Below are 17,527 nucleotides of genomic sequence, written 5' to 3' on the forward strand. Positions count from 1 at the left end.
GCTACTCCGTAGATTTAATTTTTGTTGCTTCTTCTTTAGCGATTCTATCGCACATTTCGTTCTCCACATGGCCATCGTGTCCTCTTACCCAAATGCCATGAACTTTATGACTTTTTGAGACTTCAAGGTAACGTTGCCATAGTTCTGGATTTTTCACTTTTGCAAAGTTTTTACGCCTCCACCCCTCTAACCATTCGTTAATCCCTTTAATGACATAACTCGAATCACTGATAAGTGTTACATCACACGGCTCTTTAAGCGCTGCGAGTCCTTCGATAACCGCTAATAGTTCCATCTGGTTATTGGTAACATTTGCCATTCCACCACTGACGATTTTTTCTACTGTCCCAAAGCGTAAAATCGCGCAATAACCACCTGCTCCTGGATTTCCAAGAGAGGAGCCATCACAGAAAAGAGATATTTTCTTCATCGTCAGCTTTAATGAGTGTTGTTTGAATCGTTACAGTATCGATGCTTTGACAGTGAGGGCATCTGTAAAAATGGATCGGAAAAACCTGTTTACACTCAAAACAGAGATACTCAAAACCAAGCCCTGCTTTGGTATAACCAATGTTATGAAGTTTTCCAAGAACATCCAGTGCGAATGGTGTTTCTTGTTCTGTTTCTTTATAAGGAATAAGTCCACGTGCCATAGCAACTTGCTGTACCAATGGATCTTTTGAGTCAACAATGCTATAAACCATCGGATCGATATACCATAAAAGATCGATCATATTTTTAAACGGCAAGGTCTCAAAAAAAGAAGCTTCAATTTTAATGCCATTTTCTTGCATGTACTCAAACACTTTTCGTTTTAAAAAAGGTGCTATATGGCAGAGCTCTAAGAGTTTTTGAATTTTTTCACTCTCTTTTAGACGGCTCTCTTTAATGGTAGCGAGTGCTTGCAGATAGGTTCTTTGAAGAGTCACTTTTGCGCCTAGTTCTTCCAGTGAATCAAGAACCTCCTCAGCCTTAGCGTACTCTTGAAGTTGTTCGTAGGCTACGGTGAGATACTTTAAAGACTCTTCGTTGCGTGGATGTAGGCGTAGAGATTCTAAAAAAACTTCTGAGCTGCGTCTTAGAAAGCCTGCCTTAAAATACGTTTTTCCAAGCGTAGAAAGCAGATACTGCTTTTCATCTTTTCCTTTAACACGCTTCAGTGTCACCAGATAAATATTGATCGCTTTTTCATAATCACCGCTTTTTGCATATGCATGCGCAAGCAAAGCTAATGATTCAAGGGGAATAGAAGCATCTTCTAAAAGCTTTTTATACTCGTTTTCATCGGTGACAATCTCAAATTTTTTAACAAATTTATCGATACTTTGCTTCTCTTCTTTGCTTTTGAACACTCCCCACCAATAGTTGGAAAAAGAGATCACAAAGACAATCGCAAACAAAATGATGACACCAAAAAGAGGATCGCGATACGCTATAAAAAAATTATCCAAAACATAAACCTTCATTTGTGAAGTGTGAAACAGAATTCTATTATACCAAACTTGCTATAATTTAGTCATGATAGATAAAACATCCATAGAAAACCTCAAACAACGACTTGATATTGTTGATATTGTCGGCTCCTATTTGGAGCTGAAAAAAAATGGTGCAAACTATAAATGCATATGCCCTTTTCACAACGATACAACACCTAGCCTTGTTGTTAGTCCATCAAAACAGATTTACCATTGTTTTGCCTGTGGTGCAGGTGGAGACAGCATCAAATTCGTCATGGAATATGAAAAGCTAACTTACCCTGAAACCATTGAAAAATTGGCGAATATGGTTAACTTCTCACTCACCTATACAACTAATGAAGGTGTCAAAAAAGAAGATCGTAAACTGATGGAGACGCTCAATCTTTTTTATGTCAAACAGCTCGACAAAACACCTTTTGCCAAAGAATATCTCGCTAAACGAGGCATTTCTGAGGCTTCAATTGAAAAGTTTGAAATAGGCTATGCACCAGCCTCATTTGCGACACTTGATTTCTTAAGTAGTCGTGGTTATGCTATGAGTGAAAGCATCGAGTATGGTGTAGCAGGCATTGGGGAAAGCAATCAACCCTATGCGCGATTCATAGAACGGGTGACTTTTCCTATCTACACGCCGAGCAACAGACTTGTTGGCTTTGGAGGGCGCACCCTTTCTAATCATCCTGCAAAATATGTCAATTCGCCTCAAACTAAGCATTTTAATAAATCACAACTGCTCTATGGATACCACCTTGCAAAAGAGAGTATTCATAAACGAAAAAAAATCATCATTACCGAGGGTTACCTCGATGTCATCATGCTGCATCAAGCAGGATTTACCCATGCAGTGGCAACGCTTGGAACGGCGCTGACCAACGAGCATATACCTCTCATAACCAGAGGAGACCCTGAAGTGATTGTGGCTTATGATGGCGATGATGCGGGTATCAATGCAGCGCTTAAAGCCTCATTGCTTTTAAGCGGTCATGGTATAAAGGGAGGCGTTGTTCTTTTTGGCAACGGGATGGACCCTGCCGATATGGTACAAAATAACCTTATTGATGCACTCAATCATCTTTTTCGTACACCGCAGCCTTTCATTGAGTTTGCATTAGAGCGTATGGTTAAAAAGTACAACCTCAAAGATCCTTTAGCCAAACAACAAGCGCTCAATGAGGCAATGAGTTATCTTAAAACTCTTCCACAGGCGATTCAAGAAAGCTACACTGGTATGCTCTCTGAAAAACTGGGGTTGCATCACAATTTGGTGAAAATTCAAACGCACCAAAAACCTCAAAGACTCGATAAAAAAGAGCGTGTGTTTGAAGATATGTTGGAGCTTACCATCATCAAAACAATCCTCAGTGAGCCAAGTCTCATTGACACCGTTCTTGATACCATCGATAGCTCTATGTTCAAAACACACCAAGAGGAGTTTTCACTTCTTTTGGAGAATCAATTTGAACATCCAAAACTCAGGCGCATTATGCTGTGGGAAGATATTAAGGTGTACGATGAAAAGGCATTGATAGCGTCAATGGTGGCATTTTTATACCACTATTACAATGAAAAATTCCAAGAGATTAGAATGGCGAAAGAGCTGAGTTATGATAAAAAACAGTTCTTGATCCGAAAAATTCAAGAAAAAATGATGAAATTAAAACAAGGTGAATTGGTTCCATATGAAAGCATTAGTACTCTATAGTGGCGGGCTTGATAGCATGCTCGCTATGAAACTTTTAACAAATCAAGGCATCGAGGTGATTGCCTTGCATATTAACATTGGATTTGGTGTCAAAGAAGACCATTTTGAAACGCTTAAGCGACGCGCAGAAATTGCAGGTGCAACCCTAGAAGTCATCGATGTGCGTGACGAATACCTTCAAAAAGTGCTTTTTAGCCCAAAATACGGCTATGGTAAACAGTTCAATCCCTGCATTGATTGTCATGGGTTTATGTTCAGTGTTGCAAAATCGCTTCTACCACGCTATGGCGCTTCTTTTATCGCAACAGGAGAAGTCGTGGGACAGCGTCCTATGAGTCAAAATAAAGATGCGCTACGACTCGTAAAAAAGATAGCTGATGATATCGATGAAGATCTCATTCTTCGCCCTTTATGCGCTCTTGTGATGGACGAGACAAAACCTGAGCGTGAAGGATGGGTCGATCGAAGTAAACTTTTAGGTATTAATGGGCGTGGACGTCATGCACAACTTGCTTTAGCCAAAGAGTTAGGCTGGGAAGATTATCCAAGCCCAGCAGGTGGATGTTTGCTCACAGACGTTCAATTTAGTGCACGTTTGCGCGATTTTGTGGCCCATGACGACTTTGCAAAAGAAGATATCGAAATACTGAAAAATGGCAGACATTTCAGACTGCCCGATGGTGCAAAACTTGTCATTGGGCGCAATGAAAAAGAAAATGAGATCCTAGAAGCGTTGAAAAATCCAAAATTTACTCTTCTGCACGTCAATGAAGCGATGAGTGCCCCTTCTTCTTTGCTCAGCCACAATGCCTCAAGCGCAGATGAAGCCCTCGCCTGTCGTATTGTAATGACATTTACAAAAGCCCTTCCTACGCAAAATTATGCACTTTGCATTGGTGAGAAAATAGTACAAGCAACACCTTTTGAAAGTAAGGATGATGCTAAAAAATATCTTATATAGTTTTTTAAAGATTATTTTTGTACCATATTAACTTATAGAATTAAAATATGAGGATTATGAGATGGGCTTATCAAACAAAATGATTTTTTTAGTCGTAGATGATTCAAAAATATCACGTAAATGGCTTATTGAAATGATCCCAAAAAAAATCGTTGAGAATGCTGAAATTATCGAAGGTTGCAATGGTGAAGAAGCAATAGCTCTTTATGAAGCTCACCGACCTGATGTTGTCTTTTTAGATATTACCATGCCGATTATCGATGGTTTTGAAGCATTAGAGCGCATTCGTGCAATTAATCCAGAAGCCCTTGTCGTAATGATCTCAGCAGATCGTCAAAAAAGTACAAAAGAGAAAGTTTTAAGCCTTGGTGCTTCAGCCATTATTTCCAAACCTATAGACGAAGAAGAATTTAGAACAACCCTTTTAAAGTTGGTATTTTAAATGACAAAACACTATTTTAATCCACAGCAGGAAGATGTTTTAAAAGAGCTGATTAATGTCTCATTTGGACTTTCAGCTTCTTTAATTGGTGATATGCTTGATAATCATGCCAAACTTCATATTCCTGAGATTTCGAGTATAGATATTCATAATCTAGACGATAAAATTATCGAAGTTTTGGAAGAGGAATATGAATTTTATCTAACCAAGCAACGATTCCTTGGCTCGTTCAATGGTGAAGTGCTTTTCGTTTTTAACAGTTATTCTGCACGAGCGTTTTGCAATCTTCTCCTGAAACAAAATGTAGAAGATGAAGGCGATATTAAATCTTCCATTATGGAGTTGACCAATATTATCACCTCTGCGTGTATCGGCAAATTCTGCGAGATTATCCATGGTGAAACCATTTTTAAAGTTCCATCCATTGAAAAACGCGAAATTTCTGAAATGGACAAATACGATAAAATTGAAGGATATGACAATGTTATTGTCATTAAAACAGCGCTTGATATTGAAAAAGAGAATATTTTAGGGCATATGTTTATTCTTCTCAACAACGAGATGCTTGAGCATCTTAAAAGTACTATTGATAAGTTATAACTATGATAAATTGTGAAAAAATTATTGATTCGATTCATGTGGGTATCTTAACCATTGATGCAGAACTCAACATCTATTACGTCAACAAATGGTTTGCCGTACATAGTGATATTGATGATGCTGATAGTTGTATTGGGAAAAACCTCTTAAGTTTGTTTGACCTCTCTTCTGAGCGACTGAAAGCTCTTAAGCGTCATATCAAAACAGCATTAACGCTTGGTGGACCTTCATTCTTTACAGCAGATTCTAATCACTATCTTTTTCCGATGAAGAATTCCATCACCACAAAATCTATTTTTGAATTTATGCAACAAGATGTAACGATCATCCCTTACAATATTGAGCAAAAACAGGTAACGGTGCTTATTTATGACCAAACCAGTTTGATGGAAGAAAAAGCCAAATGCAATAAAGAGAGCGAAGATCTTGCTCACGCGATTAAAGTGGCAAATGCAACGATTAAAAAGCTCGAAACTGCTAAAAATAAATTGGTTAAACAAAAAGATATCATTTATAAACAAGCGCATTATGACCATCTAACATCACTTGCCAATAGAACACTGCTTACACAACGTATGCAACTTCTTATTGAAAATAATCACACCAGTGGACGTAAATTTGGTGTACTCTTTTTGGATTTAGATAACTTTAAAGAGATCAATGACTCATTAGGGCATGATGTGGGCGATATGATTTTGATTCATGTATCAAAAACGCTCCTGCTTGCTACACGCAAAAGTGATACTGTTGCACGTTTTGGAGGAGATGAGTTCATTATTTTAGTTGATGATATTGAAGATGAAAAAAGTCTCAAACACATTGCGACAAAATTAATTCATGCTATTTCACAACCTATTAGAGTCCGCCATCTTGATCTTACGGTTACCACCAGCATTGGTATTAGCCTCTTCCCAAATCATGGAACGGATTTTAATCAACTTATTAAAAACGCCGACCTCGCACTTTATGTCGCAAAATCAGAAGGTCGAAATACCTACAAAATTCACCATCAATCTTAAAAAAAATGCCACTTCTAAAAAGAGGTGGCATACTCTCTTTTAGAAAAACTCTATATCGTCATCATGATTGACATCGACACTTTTCTCTTCAAATATCGCTTCAATTTGGATACATGAACTTAAAAGTGAAGAATCAAGGTAGTGAATATCTCTTGCTACTTGTGTGATGAAAACATTTTCTCTCCACGATGCTAAATCGTGCAAAAGATTTAAAAGCATGGCTGAGAGTCGTTTTGATTTTTCAGGATCAAATTGTTCTTCCGTCAGCGTTCCCAAAAAGTTGATAAGCGTTTGAACGGCAAAACCCAAATGCTCAAAATCCATCAGCTCTTCAAGTATATCTGCATACTCTTGGAAATTCTCATAAATAATCGTTAGATTATGTTTTGTCGGCTCTTTTTCAAATACTAAGATAGCTTTATCTGTCTCATCATTAATCATCTCTAAACCATCAATTTTTGGGATAAAGGAGATTGCTGTACTGTTTATATATTCAACAGCACTTAAGATATTATCGTGTGTTTTTGAGAGGATTTTTTTTGCTTCATCACTGACTTCAACAACCCCATTATTATGCTTAATCTCTTTGTCTAATTGAAAGGTCAGCATATCGTTTGAGAGAATATACTTGGCATTTGCAAAATGCTTGAGTAAGATATTTTTAATAATATTGCTACGAAGAGGTTTCACTTGTAAAAGCATCATATACATTTTTTCTTCATTCTCTTCAACCACAATACTGCACTCATAATCGTGTTTCAAGAGCCATAAGCTAAATCCATAAATAAGACGCACACAATCACTCAGATTGATAATATTTTTTTCACCATTGAGCCAATAATCCCAATATTGCGCTAACGCCTCTTCATCATCAATACGAAACGTTATGTTTCGGTGAAACACATGAGCATTAAAAGGATTGAGAGCTTTTGGAAATTTATGAATTTGTTTATTGCGTAATTCAATAATGCGTAGATACTGTTTGATACGTTGTAAAAAATGGTCGGCGTTTAATGGTTTTGTGAGATAATCTTCCGCGCCCAAAGAGAGCATTTTGTGTTTAGACACCTCATCATCTAAAGCGCTCAGAGCTATAATCATGCACTTTTTATTGACTTGTTTGATGTATTTTGTCGCTTCAAAACCATCAAGGTTTGGCATCATAATATCCATAAAAATCAAATCAAAATCATTTTTGACACACATCTCAACTGCAACTTGCCCATCTTCTGCTTCATAAACTTCGATATCTTCTACCTCTTCAAGCAAAAGGTTGAGCGTGAGCCTGTTGTTATCATTATCATCAACAATCAATACTTTATACATTTTTTTGCTCCTTTAGTCGCTTCGTTAAAATAAATTTAGCCCCACCAAGTGTGAGTGAATCTTCAATTTTATATTCTAATTTTAACCCTTCACACAGTAATTTGACAAAATGAAGTCCTATACCTGTTCCTTTTTTCTCAATGCCACTCGGCCCTGAAGAACTTTGCGTATAGAGCTCAAAAACTTTCTCTTTATCTTTAACGCCTCTACCATCGTCCTGTACGATAATTTGTATCTTCTCACTGTCTGAAATGAGAAAAATCTCAACGATAGTATTGCCATATTTGATGGCGTTTGAAAGAATATTAGAGAGAATCTGCTTAAATCGGTACTCATCACTGGTAAGAAACGGATCGCTTCCATCACTTTGAAAGAGCATGGTTCTCTTGTGTTCTAACGCCAATGCTCCATGCTTTTCAATGACATCTAAAATGCTCTCTTTGACATTGAAGAGTGTAAGGTTGTAGTGCAATTTTTGGTGACGCAATTTCCCAAGATCTAATATATTGGTCACATTCTCCAACATAGAAGATGCACTCTTATAAATTTGTTCTAAAAGATAGAGCCTTTTAGCTTTAGGAACTTCATCGATGTGCGGCATATGTTTATACAGGTACTGTGCAAAATTTAAAATAGCATTGAGCGGTGTTTTAAGTTCATGGGTAAAAAGAATTAAAAAAGCATCTTTTGCTTCAGAGAGTTTCATCTCTTCATCGGCTTGAATTTGTTTTGCGATAATCTCTTTTTTTTCAGTCAGCATTTGTGTTATATCGCGCCGTATCGCGAGATATTCTACGATCTCTCCTGTGATCTCATCTTGAAAAGGTATGATAATTGTATCTGCCCAAAAGTCACTTCCATCTTTATTGCGATTGAGAACTCGTTCTCTCCAGACTTTACCTTTAGTGATGGTATTCCACAGATCTTGATAAACCTCAACCCCATTACTAGGATGTTTTAAAAGATTATGGCTTTTACCTAAAATTTCCTCTTTAGTATATCCCGTGATTTTTGTAAAATTATCGTTTATAAACGTTACATTACCTTCAAGGTCTGATTTTGAAACAATGGAGTGCTCAACAAATGCACGGAAATAGACTTTAAATTGATGATACACTGCTTCATGAAGCGCCATAGAGACACTCTCTTCTAACTCTGCTAAAACCGTTTCTTTCTTAGGGTCAGAGTAACAATACCTCTGGCACTTTAAATCCATAATCTCCTTCAAATAAAAAAGATGTTTTTCTTCAAAGTAGAGCGTCACATAGGTATTCATTTTGAGCTTCTTAATCCAAGAAAGCGCATCGATATAATAAGTCGTTTCATAAGCAACTGTGCCAAAAATAATGTTCGGATAATGAAGATAGACAATATTGAGAAGCTCATCGGGCGTCTTGGCATAAAAAACATGGCTACACAGCGTGTGTGCTTTTTCAACAACCGCTGCATTTTCTACCATACTTCCCATTAAAACAATAGATGGCTTTTTGTTAAAAAAATCTTCTATCATGGCTGTTTACTCGCTTTTCAATAGATTGACGATCTCTTGACTTATTTCACTAAGCGGTACGACTTTATCTACAGCACCACATTTGATTGCCTCTTTTGGCATTCCAAACACCACACAGCTCTCTTCAGATTGGGCAATGGTTTTGGCACCCGATTCATGCATATGCTTCAGGCCCTTAGCACCATCACTTCCCATACCCGTTAAAATCACACCAATAGCATTGCTTCCTGCGACCTTTGAAACCGAATTAAAGAGCACATCCACACTAGGACAATGCCCACTGACTTTTTGACCCAATCCAATCTCTATAAAATAGTTTGCGCCTGAACGCCTAAGGACCATATGTTTTCCGCCTTGAGCGATATACACTGTCCCTGTTTGAATAAACTCTCCATTACTCGCTACTTTGACATCCACTGCACACATTTGATTGAGTCTTGATGCAAATGACTCTAAAAAACTTTGTGGCATGTGTTGAACTACCAACACGGCAGGAGCATTTTTTGGAAGTCCGCCAAGCACAACCTTCAACGCTTCTGTACCACCGGTACTAGAACCGATAGCAATCACTTTATGGGTTGTCTCTGCAAGACTCATAACATTCATTTTACTTCTAGTTTGAGGAATTTTTTTTTGTACCCTTGCGTACGATGCGTTAATAACCTTTTGAATCAACTCCTCTCTTATCTCTTCTTTCCCATCATAAATGTGTGAATGAGGCTTTGCAACATAATCCACAGCACCCGCTTCAAGCGCATCCAATGTGACTTTTGCACTGCTGCGTGTTAGAGAAGAAACCATGACCACAGGAGTCGGATAGTGAAGCATTAGCTTTTGTAAAAAAGTGACTCCATCCATCCTTGGCATCTCAACATCAAGGCATATCACATCAGGTTTTAACTCCACGATCATATCTCGTGCGATGTAAGCATCTGCAGCCAATCCTACGACTTCCACCCTTGGACTGCTCTCCAAAATTTCACGCAGGCTATGACGTGCTGTTGCACTGTCGTCTACAATTAAAACGCGAATCATTCCATAATCTCATTTTGAACGTATTTTAAAATAATGCGGTTAGCATCGCTAATCATCATGATGCGCCTTCCGTTGTTGCCTCCCGTATCTTCTGCCTTAATAGGGATATTCCATTGTCTTAAAATCTCTTTAGCAATGAGGACATTTTTTTGGCCTATGAGTTGCCCTTCTGAATTGGCACGATGTATATTGGCTCCTCCAAAAATCTTTGCTTCCATATTGCGTCTCAGACACCCTATATTTTCCATATTCTCAATAAGTTTAGGAATGGCAACATTGCCATATTTTGGGCTTTCTAGCCCATTTCCATTCCAAAGAGGTAACAGATAATGGTTCATACCTCCGATGAGTTCGACTTTGTCATACAAGCAAACTCCTACACATGAACCAAGCACTGTGACAATCTCCGTTGGCTTGATACCCACAAAAATTTCTCCAACATGGATAAATTTACGAGGAAGCATCAAAACTCTTTCATCTCTTGAGTATCATCAAACATAAATTCATTGGCACTTTCACTCATAAGTGCTTCCGCTTTTTCATACTCTTGCAATTTCATTTTAATCGTAAAAACCGTTGCCTCTTCATTGGAGCAATAATCGACTTCACCATCAAGCGACTCAACCAAACCACTCACGATGCTAAGCCCTAAGCCTAAACCATCGACAGATGTACGTGCCTTGCTCTCATGTACGCCTACTTTTTTGAAACGGCTAAAAATCTCTTTTTTAAACTCTTTAGAAATGACATCTCCAACGTTGCTCACACTGATGCAAAGCATATCATCTTCAATCGTTGCACGAATAATTACTTGATTATTAGGAAATGAGTACTCGCATGCATTAGAAATCAGATTGGAAAAAATGGTATGAAGCTTTTTCGCATCACTGACAATTAAGCGACCAATTTCAATATCTGAGATAAATACAAGCTCTTTCTCTTCAATAAGATAGCTAAATGCCTCTTTGACTTCTTCTACAATTAGCTTCAAATCCACTTCGCTCCAATAATTGGCAATTTCACCTGCCTCAATCTCGGCAGCAGTGAAAATGTTATTGAGCTGAAAATCGAGTTTACGTAGTTCCATATCCAAAAGCAGTTTCATCTTCTGCGTTTTTGGGGTATCTTCATTTTTACGCATCATTGATGAGAGGTTAAGAAGAGAACTTAAAGGGTTGTTAAAAACATTTTTAATCAAAGAAAGAAACTCACCCTTGATAGAATCATGCTCTTTAAGCTTTTCATTGAGAACGTAAAGTTTTTTCGTTAAAAAAGCCATTTCCTCAAGCGTACTGTTTTTTTGATCAAACCTACGTTTGACCTCTTCAAGTAAGACAGCATCACTGACATCATCAAAATTTTGTATCTGACTCATGTTACACCTTTTGATAGATTGAAGCACTTTTAGATTTGAACTCTTTTTTCATATCGGTAAGTGCTTCAGAACTTCCTATAAAGAGATACCCCTCTTTACGTAAAATCGAATGAAACCGATCCACAAGGGTACTCTGGGTTGGCTTGTCAAAATAGATCATGACATTGCGACAAAAAATGATATCGAATGCTTTGTGTGCAAAGAGATTATAGTCTCCTGTTACAAGATTAAATTCACGAAAAACAATCTGTTTTTTGAGCATATCACTGATACGGTAATGAACCTCATCTTGCACCCTCACAGGAGTAAAGTATTTACGTAAATACTCCTCTTTCAAAGACATACATGCTTTTTGCGTGTAGACTCCTGACATTGCAATTTTTAGTACCTTCGATGAAACGTCCGTTGCTAAAATTTTTATATCGTACTGAGCATAATTGGGAAGATGTTCTGCTAAGAACATCGCGATGCTATAAGGCTCTTCACCACTCGAGCATGCCGCAGACCAAATGCGTAACTTACCATTTGAGCTTGCAAGAATGGAAGAAAGATGGGTTTTTAAAAACTCCCACTGTTTTTGTTCTCTAAAAAATGAAGTGACATTTGTTGAGATTAAAGAGGAGAGATACTCAAGCTCTCCACCCTTTTTATCGGCAACTAAATAGTCATAATACTCGCCAAAACTCTCTAACCCTAAATGCTTGACTCTTTTAGCAAGTCTGGCTTGGACCAGATAGATCTTATGATCACCTAAACTAATACCGATATGTTGATAGATAAATGCTTGTAAAAGCGTAAATTCCTTGCGCCTTAGAACGAGCCTTTCCATCAGTATAACTCTTCAACATTTAAGATCAGAGCTATTTCGCCATTGCCCATCACAGCTCCTCCACTTACTCCTTCAGTCTTCGCTAAAAATCCACCCAAAGTCTTGATGACTACCTGTTGTCTTCCTACGAGTTCATCAACTAAAAGTGCAAATTTACCTCGAACATTTTCAATACACACCAATGTGGATTCCCAAGGATGTGGCATACATTCATCCAATTCTAAAACGCGATTTAAACGAACTATTGGCAACAGATCTGTACGTAACTGCACAAACTCTTCTTTGCCTCTAGCACTATGAACACTCTCTTCTTGCGGTCTAAACGATTCTGTAATGCACAATGTTGGGATGATAAAAATTTTATCGCTGCAACGTACGATCATACCATCGATAATCGCCAATGTTAAAGGTAAAACAATCGAGAAGGTCGTACCTTTTCCCTCTTCGGAGCTAATATCGACTTTTCCGCGTACCGCTTCGATGGCTGTTTTAACCACATCCAGTCCCACGCCACGTCCTGATATATCGCTTATGACATCTGCTGTTGAAAAACCTGGCTGCATAATGAGTCCATAAATTTCAGCGTCACTTAGGATGTCATCTTTTTCAACAATGCCCTTGTCTAGGGCTTTTTGATACACCTTAGCTTTGTTAATACCTCGTCCATCGTCTTTCACTTCAATGATGATGTTGCCACCACGATGATAGGCTCTGAGCGTTACAATGCCATCTTCACTTTTACCGGCTTTTAACCGCTCCTCAATTGAGCTTTCAATACCATGATCGATCGCATTGCGAATAATGTGAATCAAAGGATCAGAAAGTGCTTCAACCATCGTTTTATCAATCTCTGTCTCTTCCCCTTCTATCACTAAATGAATCGGTTTATTGACTTTTTTAGAGGAGTCACGTACCACACGTTTCATCTTATCAAACGTATCACGAATGGGGATCATCCGCAAACTCATCACACGATTTTGAATCAAACGCGTAATCTTAGAGAGATTTTCAATTGTTTTCGTTACTTCTGCATCTGCAATTGCTTTTATTTTCGTATTTTCGCCCAGATAATTTTGAGCAATGACTAACTCGCCAATAGAATCAAATAATTCATCCAATTTAAGAGCATCAATTTTGAGAAAATTTTTAGAAACAATGCTACTTTTCTTTGTCTCTTCTTTCTCTTCCGTAGGAGCACTTTTTTGTTCTACAACAGCACTTTGCTCTAAGAGAGGTTTTGCTTTAATCACCTCTACTGAAAATTCCTCTTCTTCTAAAAAAGCGAAAATATCAGCAACACTCTCTTGATCTTTGGTACTTGCGAAATACACAATGACTTCTTTAATCATATTGCGTTCGACATCAAACACTTCTTCATACAGAGGCTCACTCCAATACGAAGCTAAAATCCTTCCTACGTGTGAAAGGTTTTTGAAAAATAAAAAGTGATCAAACCCTCGCAAATAAATGTCATCATCAAGCTTTAACCCAATTTTGTACAGTATCTCGCCTTCATGAAGTTCACTTAAGAAAATCTCATCATCTATGGTATGAAAAGATGGCGTAAATGTATCATTGCCAAATTCTGAAGCGAGATCATTACTAGAACACTCTTGTTCTCCTTGGAGGTTATTGACCTTAGCAAGAATATGTTGAATTTTGGCAAGGCATGGGGCGTATTCTGTTGGAAGATGTGTGCTCTCTTCGACTTCACATACAAGTGTTTCTTTGATGACACTCACGCTTTCCAAAAACAAATCTACATCATTACTTAGTGGTATCGTATCGCTGTTTCTAAAATAATCTAAAACATCTTCAAAGTGATGAACAAATTCGCCTAGACGTGAGAAATTAAAAGCATTGGCACTGCCTTTAAGCGTATGCACACCTCGAAAAATTTCATTCAGGAGTGCTTTATCACTAGGCGATTCTTCATAATTTAAGATATCAACGTCCATCTTTTCGATGATTTCATTAGCCTCTTCGATAAAGATTTGTCTTAATTTTTCTCTACTCATGTGCTACCCAATTCATCATCCCATATGATTCAAGATTAAGATTCATCGATTCGAGAAACTCAATCTTGATAGAAGGTTTTTTGCGTTTCACCCAAAAAAGCAATGAGAAGAGTGCGGATGTAGATGGGACACCATCACGTGAACGCAATAAAACGATCTCCTCAATATAATTTAGGCGATCTTGGATAAAGAGTTGCAACGTTTTGACCTCTTCCAAATCCATTTCAATATCAAGTTCTAGCACATCTCCATCTATATACATTGTTTACCCTTATCGTTAAAGAAAATTCTTATAGTGCTCTTCCACAATTTCAAAATAAAATTTAGAACTCTTTTAAATCATCTTCGTCTAAAGGAAACACCTCTTCATTACTGCGTTTCGTTGTAGAACTAAATGTCGGTTTTGCTTTTTTAGGTGCCATGCTTATGCGCTTTGGAGGCATACTCAAACTTGCTGTTGAAATACGTTTTGAAGAATTGCTTTTTATAGCCTCTTTTCCCATATCATATCCTGCAAGTGCAGCAATTTCCGCAACGCTTTCTAACATTGAAAGGGCTTGAGCGTTCAACTCTTCAGCTGCTGCTGCTGTCTCTTCAGATGCTGATGCATTTTGCTGAGTGATTTGATCTACTGATCCCATCGCTGTAGCGATTTGATTCATTCCTTCTGCTTGTTCTTTTGCAGAAATAGCAATCTCACCAATAAGATCAGATGTTTTTTTGATACTTGCAAGGATTTCGCCAAAAGACTCTTTTGTACGATTGGCAACTTCTGTTCCAACCTTGACTTGATCAATACTTGCTTCGATAATACTTGTAATCTCTTTAGCAGCACCTGCACTACGCTCTGCAAGGTTTTTGACCTCTTCTGCAACGACGGCAAATCCTAGTCCATGTTCTCCTGCTCTAGCAGCCTCAACAGCAGCATTTAGTGCTAAAAGATTGGTTTGGAAAGCGATTTCATCAATCGTTTTAATAATTTTTGCAATTTTTTGTGAAGAATCTGTAATTTTTTCCATCGCAATCATCAAATCAGCCATTTGCTGGTTTCCTTGACGTGCCGCATCGTTAGAGTGCTGCGCAAGAAGATTTGCCTCACGGCTATTGTCAGCATTTTGATTGTTGCTAGCGGTTGCTTCCTCGATAGTTGCACTCACTTCTTCCACACTGCTTGCTTGAGAACTTGCTCCTTCTGCCAATGAAACAGAAGCCGAACTGATTTGCTCACTGGCACTTACCACTTGAGCCGTCCCTTCTGAAAGTGATTTAACAGAGTAAACGACAACTTTTACAATACTTTTTATAATAAAATAAGCGATAATTAAACTGATGATAAATGCGATAATTAACCCTATTATCATGAAATTTGATGCATCACTCAATGAAGACGTCGCTTCTTTAGAAATAACTGTTACATGTTCTAACCCTACATCAGTAACTGCTTCTGCGGCATTTAAAACATCTGCAGCAATTGTAACAAGAAGAGTAGCTTCTTTAGTCACTTCTTGCATAACTACCACAAAGCCTTTTAACATATTTTCATACGATTTAGCAGCTGCCTCAATCTCTTTTAATGTTTCTAAACCCTCATTAGTCTGTGAGTTTGCTTTAAGTCTCTCTAATAACTTATAGGCTGAATCAAATTTTTGAATAGCCCCTTCTAACATTGTAATGTCATTTTTTAATTGAGCACGTTGTCCATATACTCTTGCGTGTGTAATGATCTCAATAACTTTATGCATAGTTTCAATATTTTCTGCTCTTGAATGCAACTTTTGAGCAGGTGCTTTTTCATCAATTTCAAGACGTAATTTTTTCTCTTGATTTTTAACATATTCATCTGTATATTTTAAAATACTCGCTGCATTCTCTACCATGGTAACATCGTAGCTTCTTTTTTTAATCAATAACTTTTCAATGCGTTCTGCAGAAGCCACATAATCTGCTAAGCCTTTAGAGATCATTTTTCCATTTTCCAATAGCCCTTTTAGCTGATACTGTTTTCCTAATGTCTCTGCTTTTGCTAACTCATTTTTAAGTTCTGTAAAATTTTTCTTTGCATTGGTTAGCGATGCGTCATCTTCTCTATAAACATACCCACGCATATCGTAGCGTATCTGATTAGCAATTTTAAACAAATTCATAGCTAAATCTACCTCAGGGACATACATCTCAGAAAGCGTCTTAGAATTTGTTGCTGCCGTTCTCATATTGACAACACCAATAGAACCTAAAATTACTGTAATTACCACTAGAATTCCAAACCCGATAGAAATTCTTTTACCTAATGTCATCGTATGTCCCATGTTTTATCCTTTATCGCTAACTGTTTTACTCAAATTTTGAACCATTTCTAACTCTTCATCTCCAAATAAAGCAATCAAATCTAAGATCATGACAACTTTTTGTTTGTACTGCGCCATATTTTTGATAAATCTTGTATCAATATGCCCTCCAAATTCTGGAGGAATACTGAGGTGTTCATCATCAACATTAATGACTTCTTCCACTTTATCGACAATAAAACCAATCAATTTTTCTGCTAATTTAATAATTACAATGGCAGTGTACATCTGTGGAGGAATAGTAGGCATATCAAATTTAAGACGCATATCGACTACAGGGATAATGTTACCTCTCAAATTCATAACACCTTTGATAAACTTGGGTGTTTTAGGTACAGGAGTGGTCTTCATCATCGCAATGATCTCTTTAACATCACCGATGTTCACACCATACACTTCATCTTCCAAATAAAAAGTCAAAAAGCGATTATTCGCTAATTCTGCTCGTTTGGCTGGCTCCATTGTTATAACCCCAGTACCATGTTGATTGCTTTGACAAGCTTGTCATCGCTAAAAGGTTTGACCATCCATCCTGTCACACCGATGGCTTTTCCGCGTGCTTTCATTTCCGGAGAGCTTTCTGTTGTAAGAATTAAAATCGGTCTGTTTTTAAATTTTTCATGACTTTTGAGTTCGGTTGCAAGGTCAAGTCCGCTCATCTGCGCCATATTAATGTCACTGATCAACAAATCGTAATCCTCATTACTACTGACAAGAGCGTCACGCAACTCAGCAGGATTGAGATAGGTAGCAAACTGAATGATCCCTTTGTTAACCATCTCCTCCAAAGCCATTTGTGCTGTTGCAAGAATTGTTTTAGAATCATCCACTAAAATCACTCGTTTACTCACGTCATCTCCTTTCTATTAGTCCAAGACATTTTCAAT

Annotated in this window: 18 protein-coding genes; 5 read left to right on the forward strand and 13 right to left on the reverse strand. The window is 37.7% G+C overall.

What is annotated here, in order from left to right:
• Nucleotide 1: 1 nt before the first annotated feature.
• Nucleotides 2–430, reverse strand: coding sequence for a ribonuclease HI (rnhA, locus tag UCH001_RS11015; RefSeq protein ID WP_067177803.1), 429 nt, complete (start codon nt 428–430; stop codon nt 2–4).
• On the reverse strand, nt 405–1,451 hold the full coding sequence (locus UCH001_RS11020; protein WP_067177805.1) for a tetratricopeptide repeat protein: 1,047 nt from the start codon (nt 1,449–1,451) through the stop codon (nt 405–407). Before UCH001_RS11020 ends, rnhA begins: the two co-directional genes overlap by 26 nt.
• Nucleotides 1,452–1,518: 67 nt before the next feature.
• On the opposite strand from UCH001_RS11020, the gene dnaG reads away from it, so the two are divergent.
• From dnaG to UCH001_RS11045, 5 genes are all read left to right on the forward strand, one after another.
• Nucleotides 1,519–3,180 (forward strand): DNA primase, encoded by a 1,662-nt coding sequence (gene dnaG, locus UCH001_RS11025; protein ID WP_067177807.1) that lies wholly within the window; start codon nt 1,519–1,521, stop codon nt 3,178–3,180.
• The gene (locus UCH001_RS11030; RefSeq protein WP_067177809.1) at nt 3,158–4,141 is read left to right on the forward strand and encodes an argininosuccinate synthase domain-containing protein; all 984 of its coding nucleotides are present in this window, start codon (nt 3,158–3,160) and stop codon (nt 4,139–4,141) included. Before dnaG ends, UCH001_RS11030 begins: the two co-directional genes overlap by 23 nt.
• Nucleotides 4,142–4,202: 61 nt before the next feature.
• Entirely contained in the window at nt 4,203–4,583 is a 381-nt protein-coding gene (locus UCH001_RS11035; protein WP_231963931.1) for a response regulator, read from the forward strand.
• The gene (locus UCH001_RS11040) at nt 4,584–5,183 is read left to right on the forward strand and encodes a chemotaxis protein CheC (RefSeq protein ID WP_067177811.1); all 600 of its coding nucleotides are present in this window, start codon (nt 4,584–4,586) and stop codon (nt 5,181–5,183) included.
• 2 nt (nt 5,184–5,185) lie between these two features.
• Nucleotides 5,186–6,202, forward strand: a complete 1,017-nt coding sequence (locus UCH001_RS11045; RefSeq protein WP_067177813.1) for a GGDEF domain-containing protein — start codon at nt 5,186–5,188, stop codon at nt 6,200–6,202.
• Nucleotides 6,203–6,241: 39 nt separating this feature from the next.
• Here the strand turns inward: UCH001_RS11045 and UCH001_RS11050 are convergent, their stop codons facing one another.
• The 11 genes from UCH001_RS11050 to UCH001_RS11100 form a co-directional block, all read right to left on the reverse strand.
• Entirely contained in the window at nt 6,242–7,528 is a 1,287-nt protein-coding gene (locus UCH001_RS11050; RefSeq protein ID WP_067177815.1) for a response regulator transcription factor, read from the reverse strand.
• The gene (locus UCH001_RS11055) at nt 7,521–9,038 is read right to left on the reverse strand and encodes a HAMP domain-containing sensor histidine kinase (RefSeq protein WP_067177817.1); all 1,518 of its coding nucleotides are present in this window, start codon (nt 9,036–9,038) and stop codon (nt 7,521–7,523) included. Before UCH001_RS11055 ends, UCH001_RS11050 begins: the two co-directional genes overlap by 8 nt.
• A 6-nt stretch (nt 9,039–9,044) precedes the next feature.
• Nucleotides 9,045–10,073, reverse strand: coding sequence for a chemotaxis response regulator protein-glutamate methylesterase (locus tag UCH001_RS11060; protein ID WP_067177819.1), 1,029 nt, complete (start codon nt 10,071–10,073; stop codon nt 9,045–9,047).
• Nucleotides 10,070–10,537, reverse strand: coding sequence for a chemotaxis protein CheD (locus UCH001_RS11065; RefSeq protein ID WP_067177821.1), 468 nt, complete (start codon nt 10,535–10,537; stop codon nt 10,070–10,072). The genes UCH001_RS11060 and UCH001_RS11065 overlap by 4 nt, the downstream gene beginning before the upstream one ends.
• A complete protein-coding gene (locus UCH001_RS11070) occupies nt 10,537–11,448 on the reverse strand; it encodes a sensor histidine kinase KdpD (protein WP_067177822.1) in 912 nt (303 codons plus the stop codon). The genes UCH001_RS11065 and UCH001_RS11070 overlap by 1 nt, the downstream gene beginning before the upstream one ends.
• 1 nt (nt 11,449) lies before the next feature.
• Nucleotides 11,450–12,277: a protein-glutamate O-methyltransferase CheR gene (locus UCH001_RS11075; RefSeq protein ID WP_067177824.1), complete on the reverse strand. Its 828-nt coding sequence runs from the start codon at nt 12,275–12,277 to the stop codon at nt 11,450–11,452.
• Nucleotides 12,277–14,295, reverse strand: a complete 2,019-nt coding sequence (locus tag UCH001_RS11080; RefSeq protein ID WP_067177826.1) for a chemotaxis protein CheA — start codon at nt 14,293–14,295, stop codon at nt 12,277–12,279. Before UCH001_RS11080 ends, UCH001_RS11075 begins: the two co-directional genes overlap by 1 nt.
• Nucleotides 14,288–14,557 (reverse strand): hypothetical protein, encoded by a 270-nt coding sequence (locus UCH001_RS11085; RefSeq protein ID WP_067177828.1) that lies wholly within the window; start codon nt 14,555–14,557, stop codon nt 14,288–14,290. The genes UCH001_RS11080 and UCH001_RS11085 overlap by 8 nt, the downstream gene beginning before the upstream one ends.
• Nucleotides 14,558–14,618: 61 nt before the next feature.
• Entirely contained in the window at nt 14,619–16,601 is a 1,983-nt protein-coding gene (locus UCH001_RS11090) for a methyl-accepting chemotaxis protein (protein ID WP_067177830.1), read from the reverse strand.
• Nucleotides 16,602–16,604: 3 nt separating this feature from the next.
• Complete coding sequence (locus tag UCH001_RS11095) at nt 16,605–17,102, reverse strand: chemotaxis protein CheW (protein WP_067177832.1); 498 nt, start codon at nt 17,100–17,102, stop codon at nt 16,605–16,607.
• Nucleotides 17,103–17,104: 2 nt separating this feature from the next.
• On the reverse strand, nt 17,105–17,491 hold the full coding sequence (locus UCH001_RS11100) for a response regulator (RefSeq protein WP_067177833.1): 387 nt from the start codon (nt 17,489–17,491) through the stop codon (nt 17,105–17,107).
• Between the last annotated feature and the right edge of the window lie 36 nt (nt 17,492–17,527).

The organism is Sulfurospirillum sp. UCH001 (genome assembly GCF_001548035.1).
Lineage (GTDB): Bacteria > Campylobacterota > Campylobacteria > Campylobacterales > Sulfurospirillaceae > Sulfurospirillum.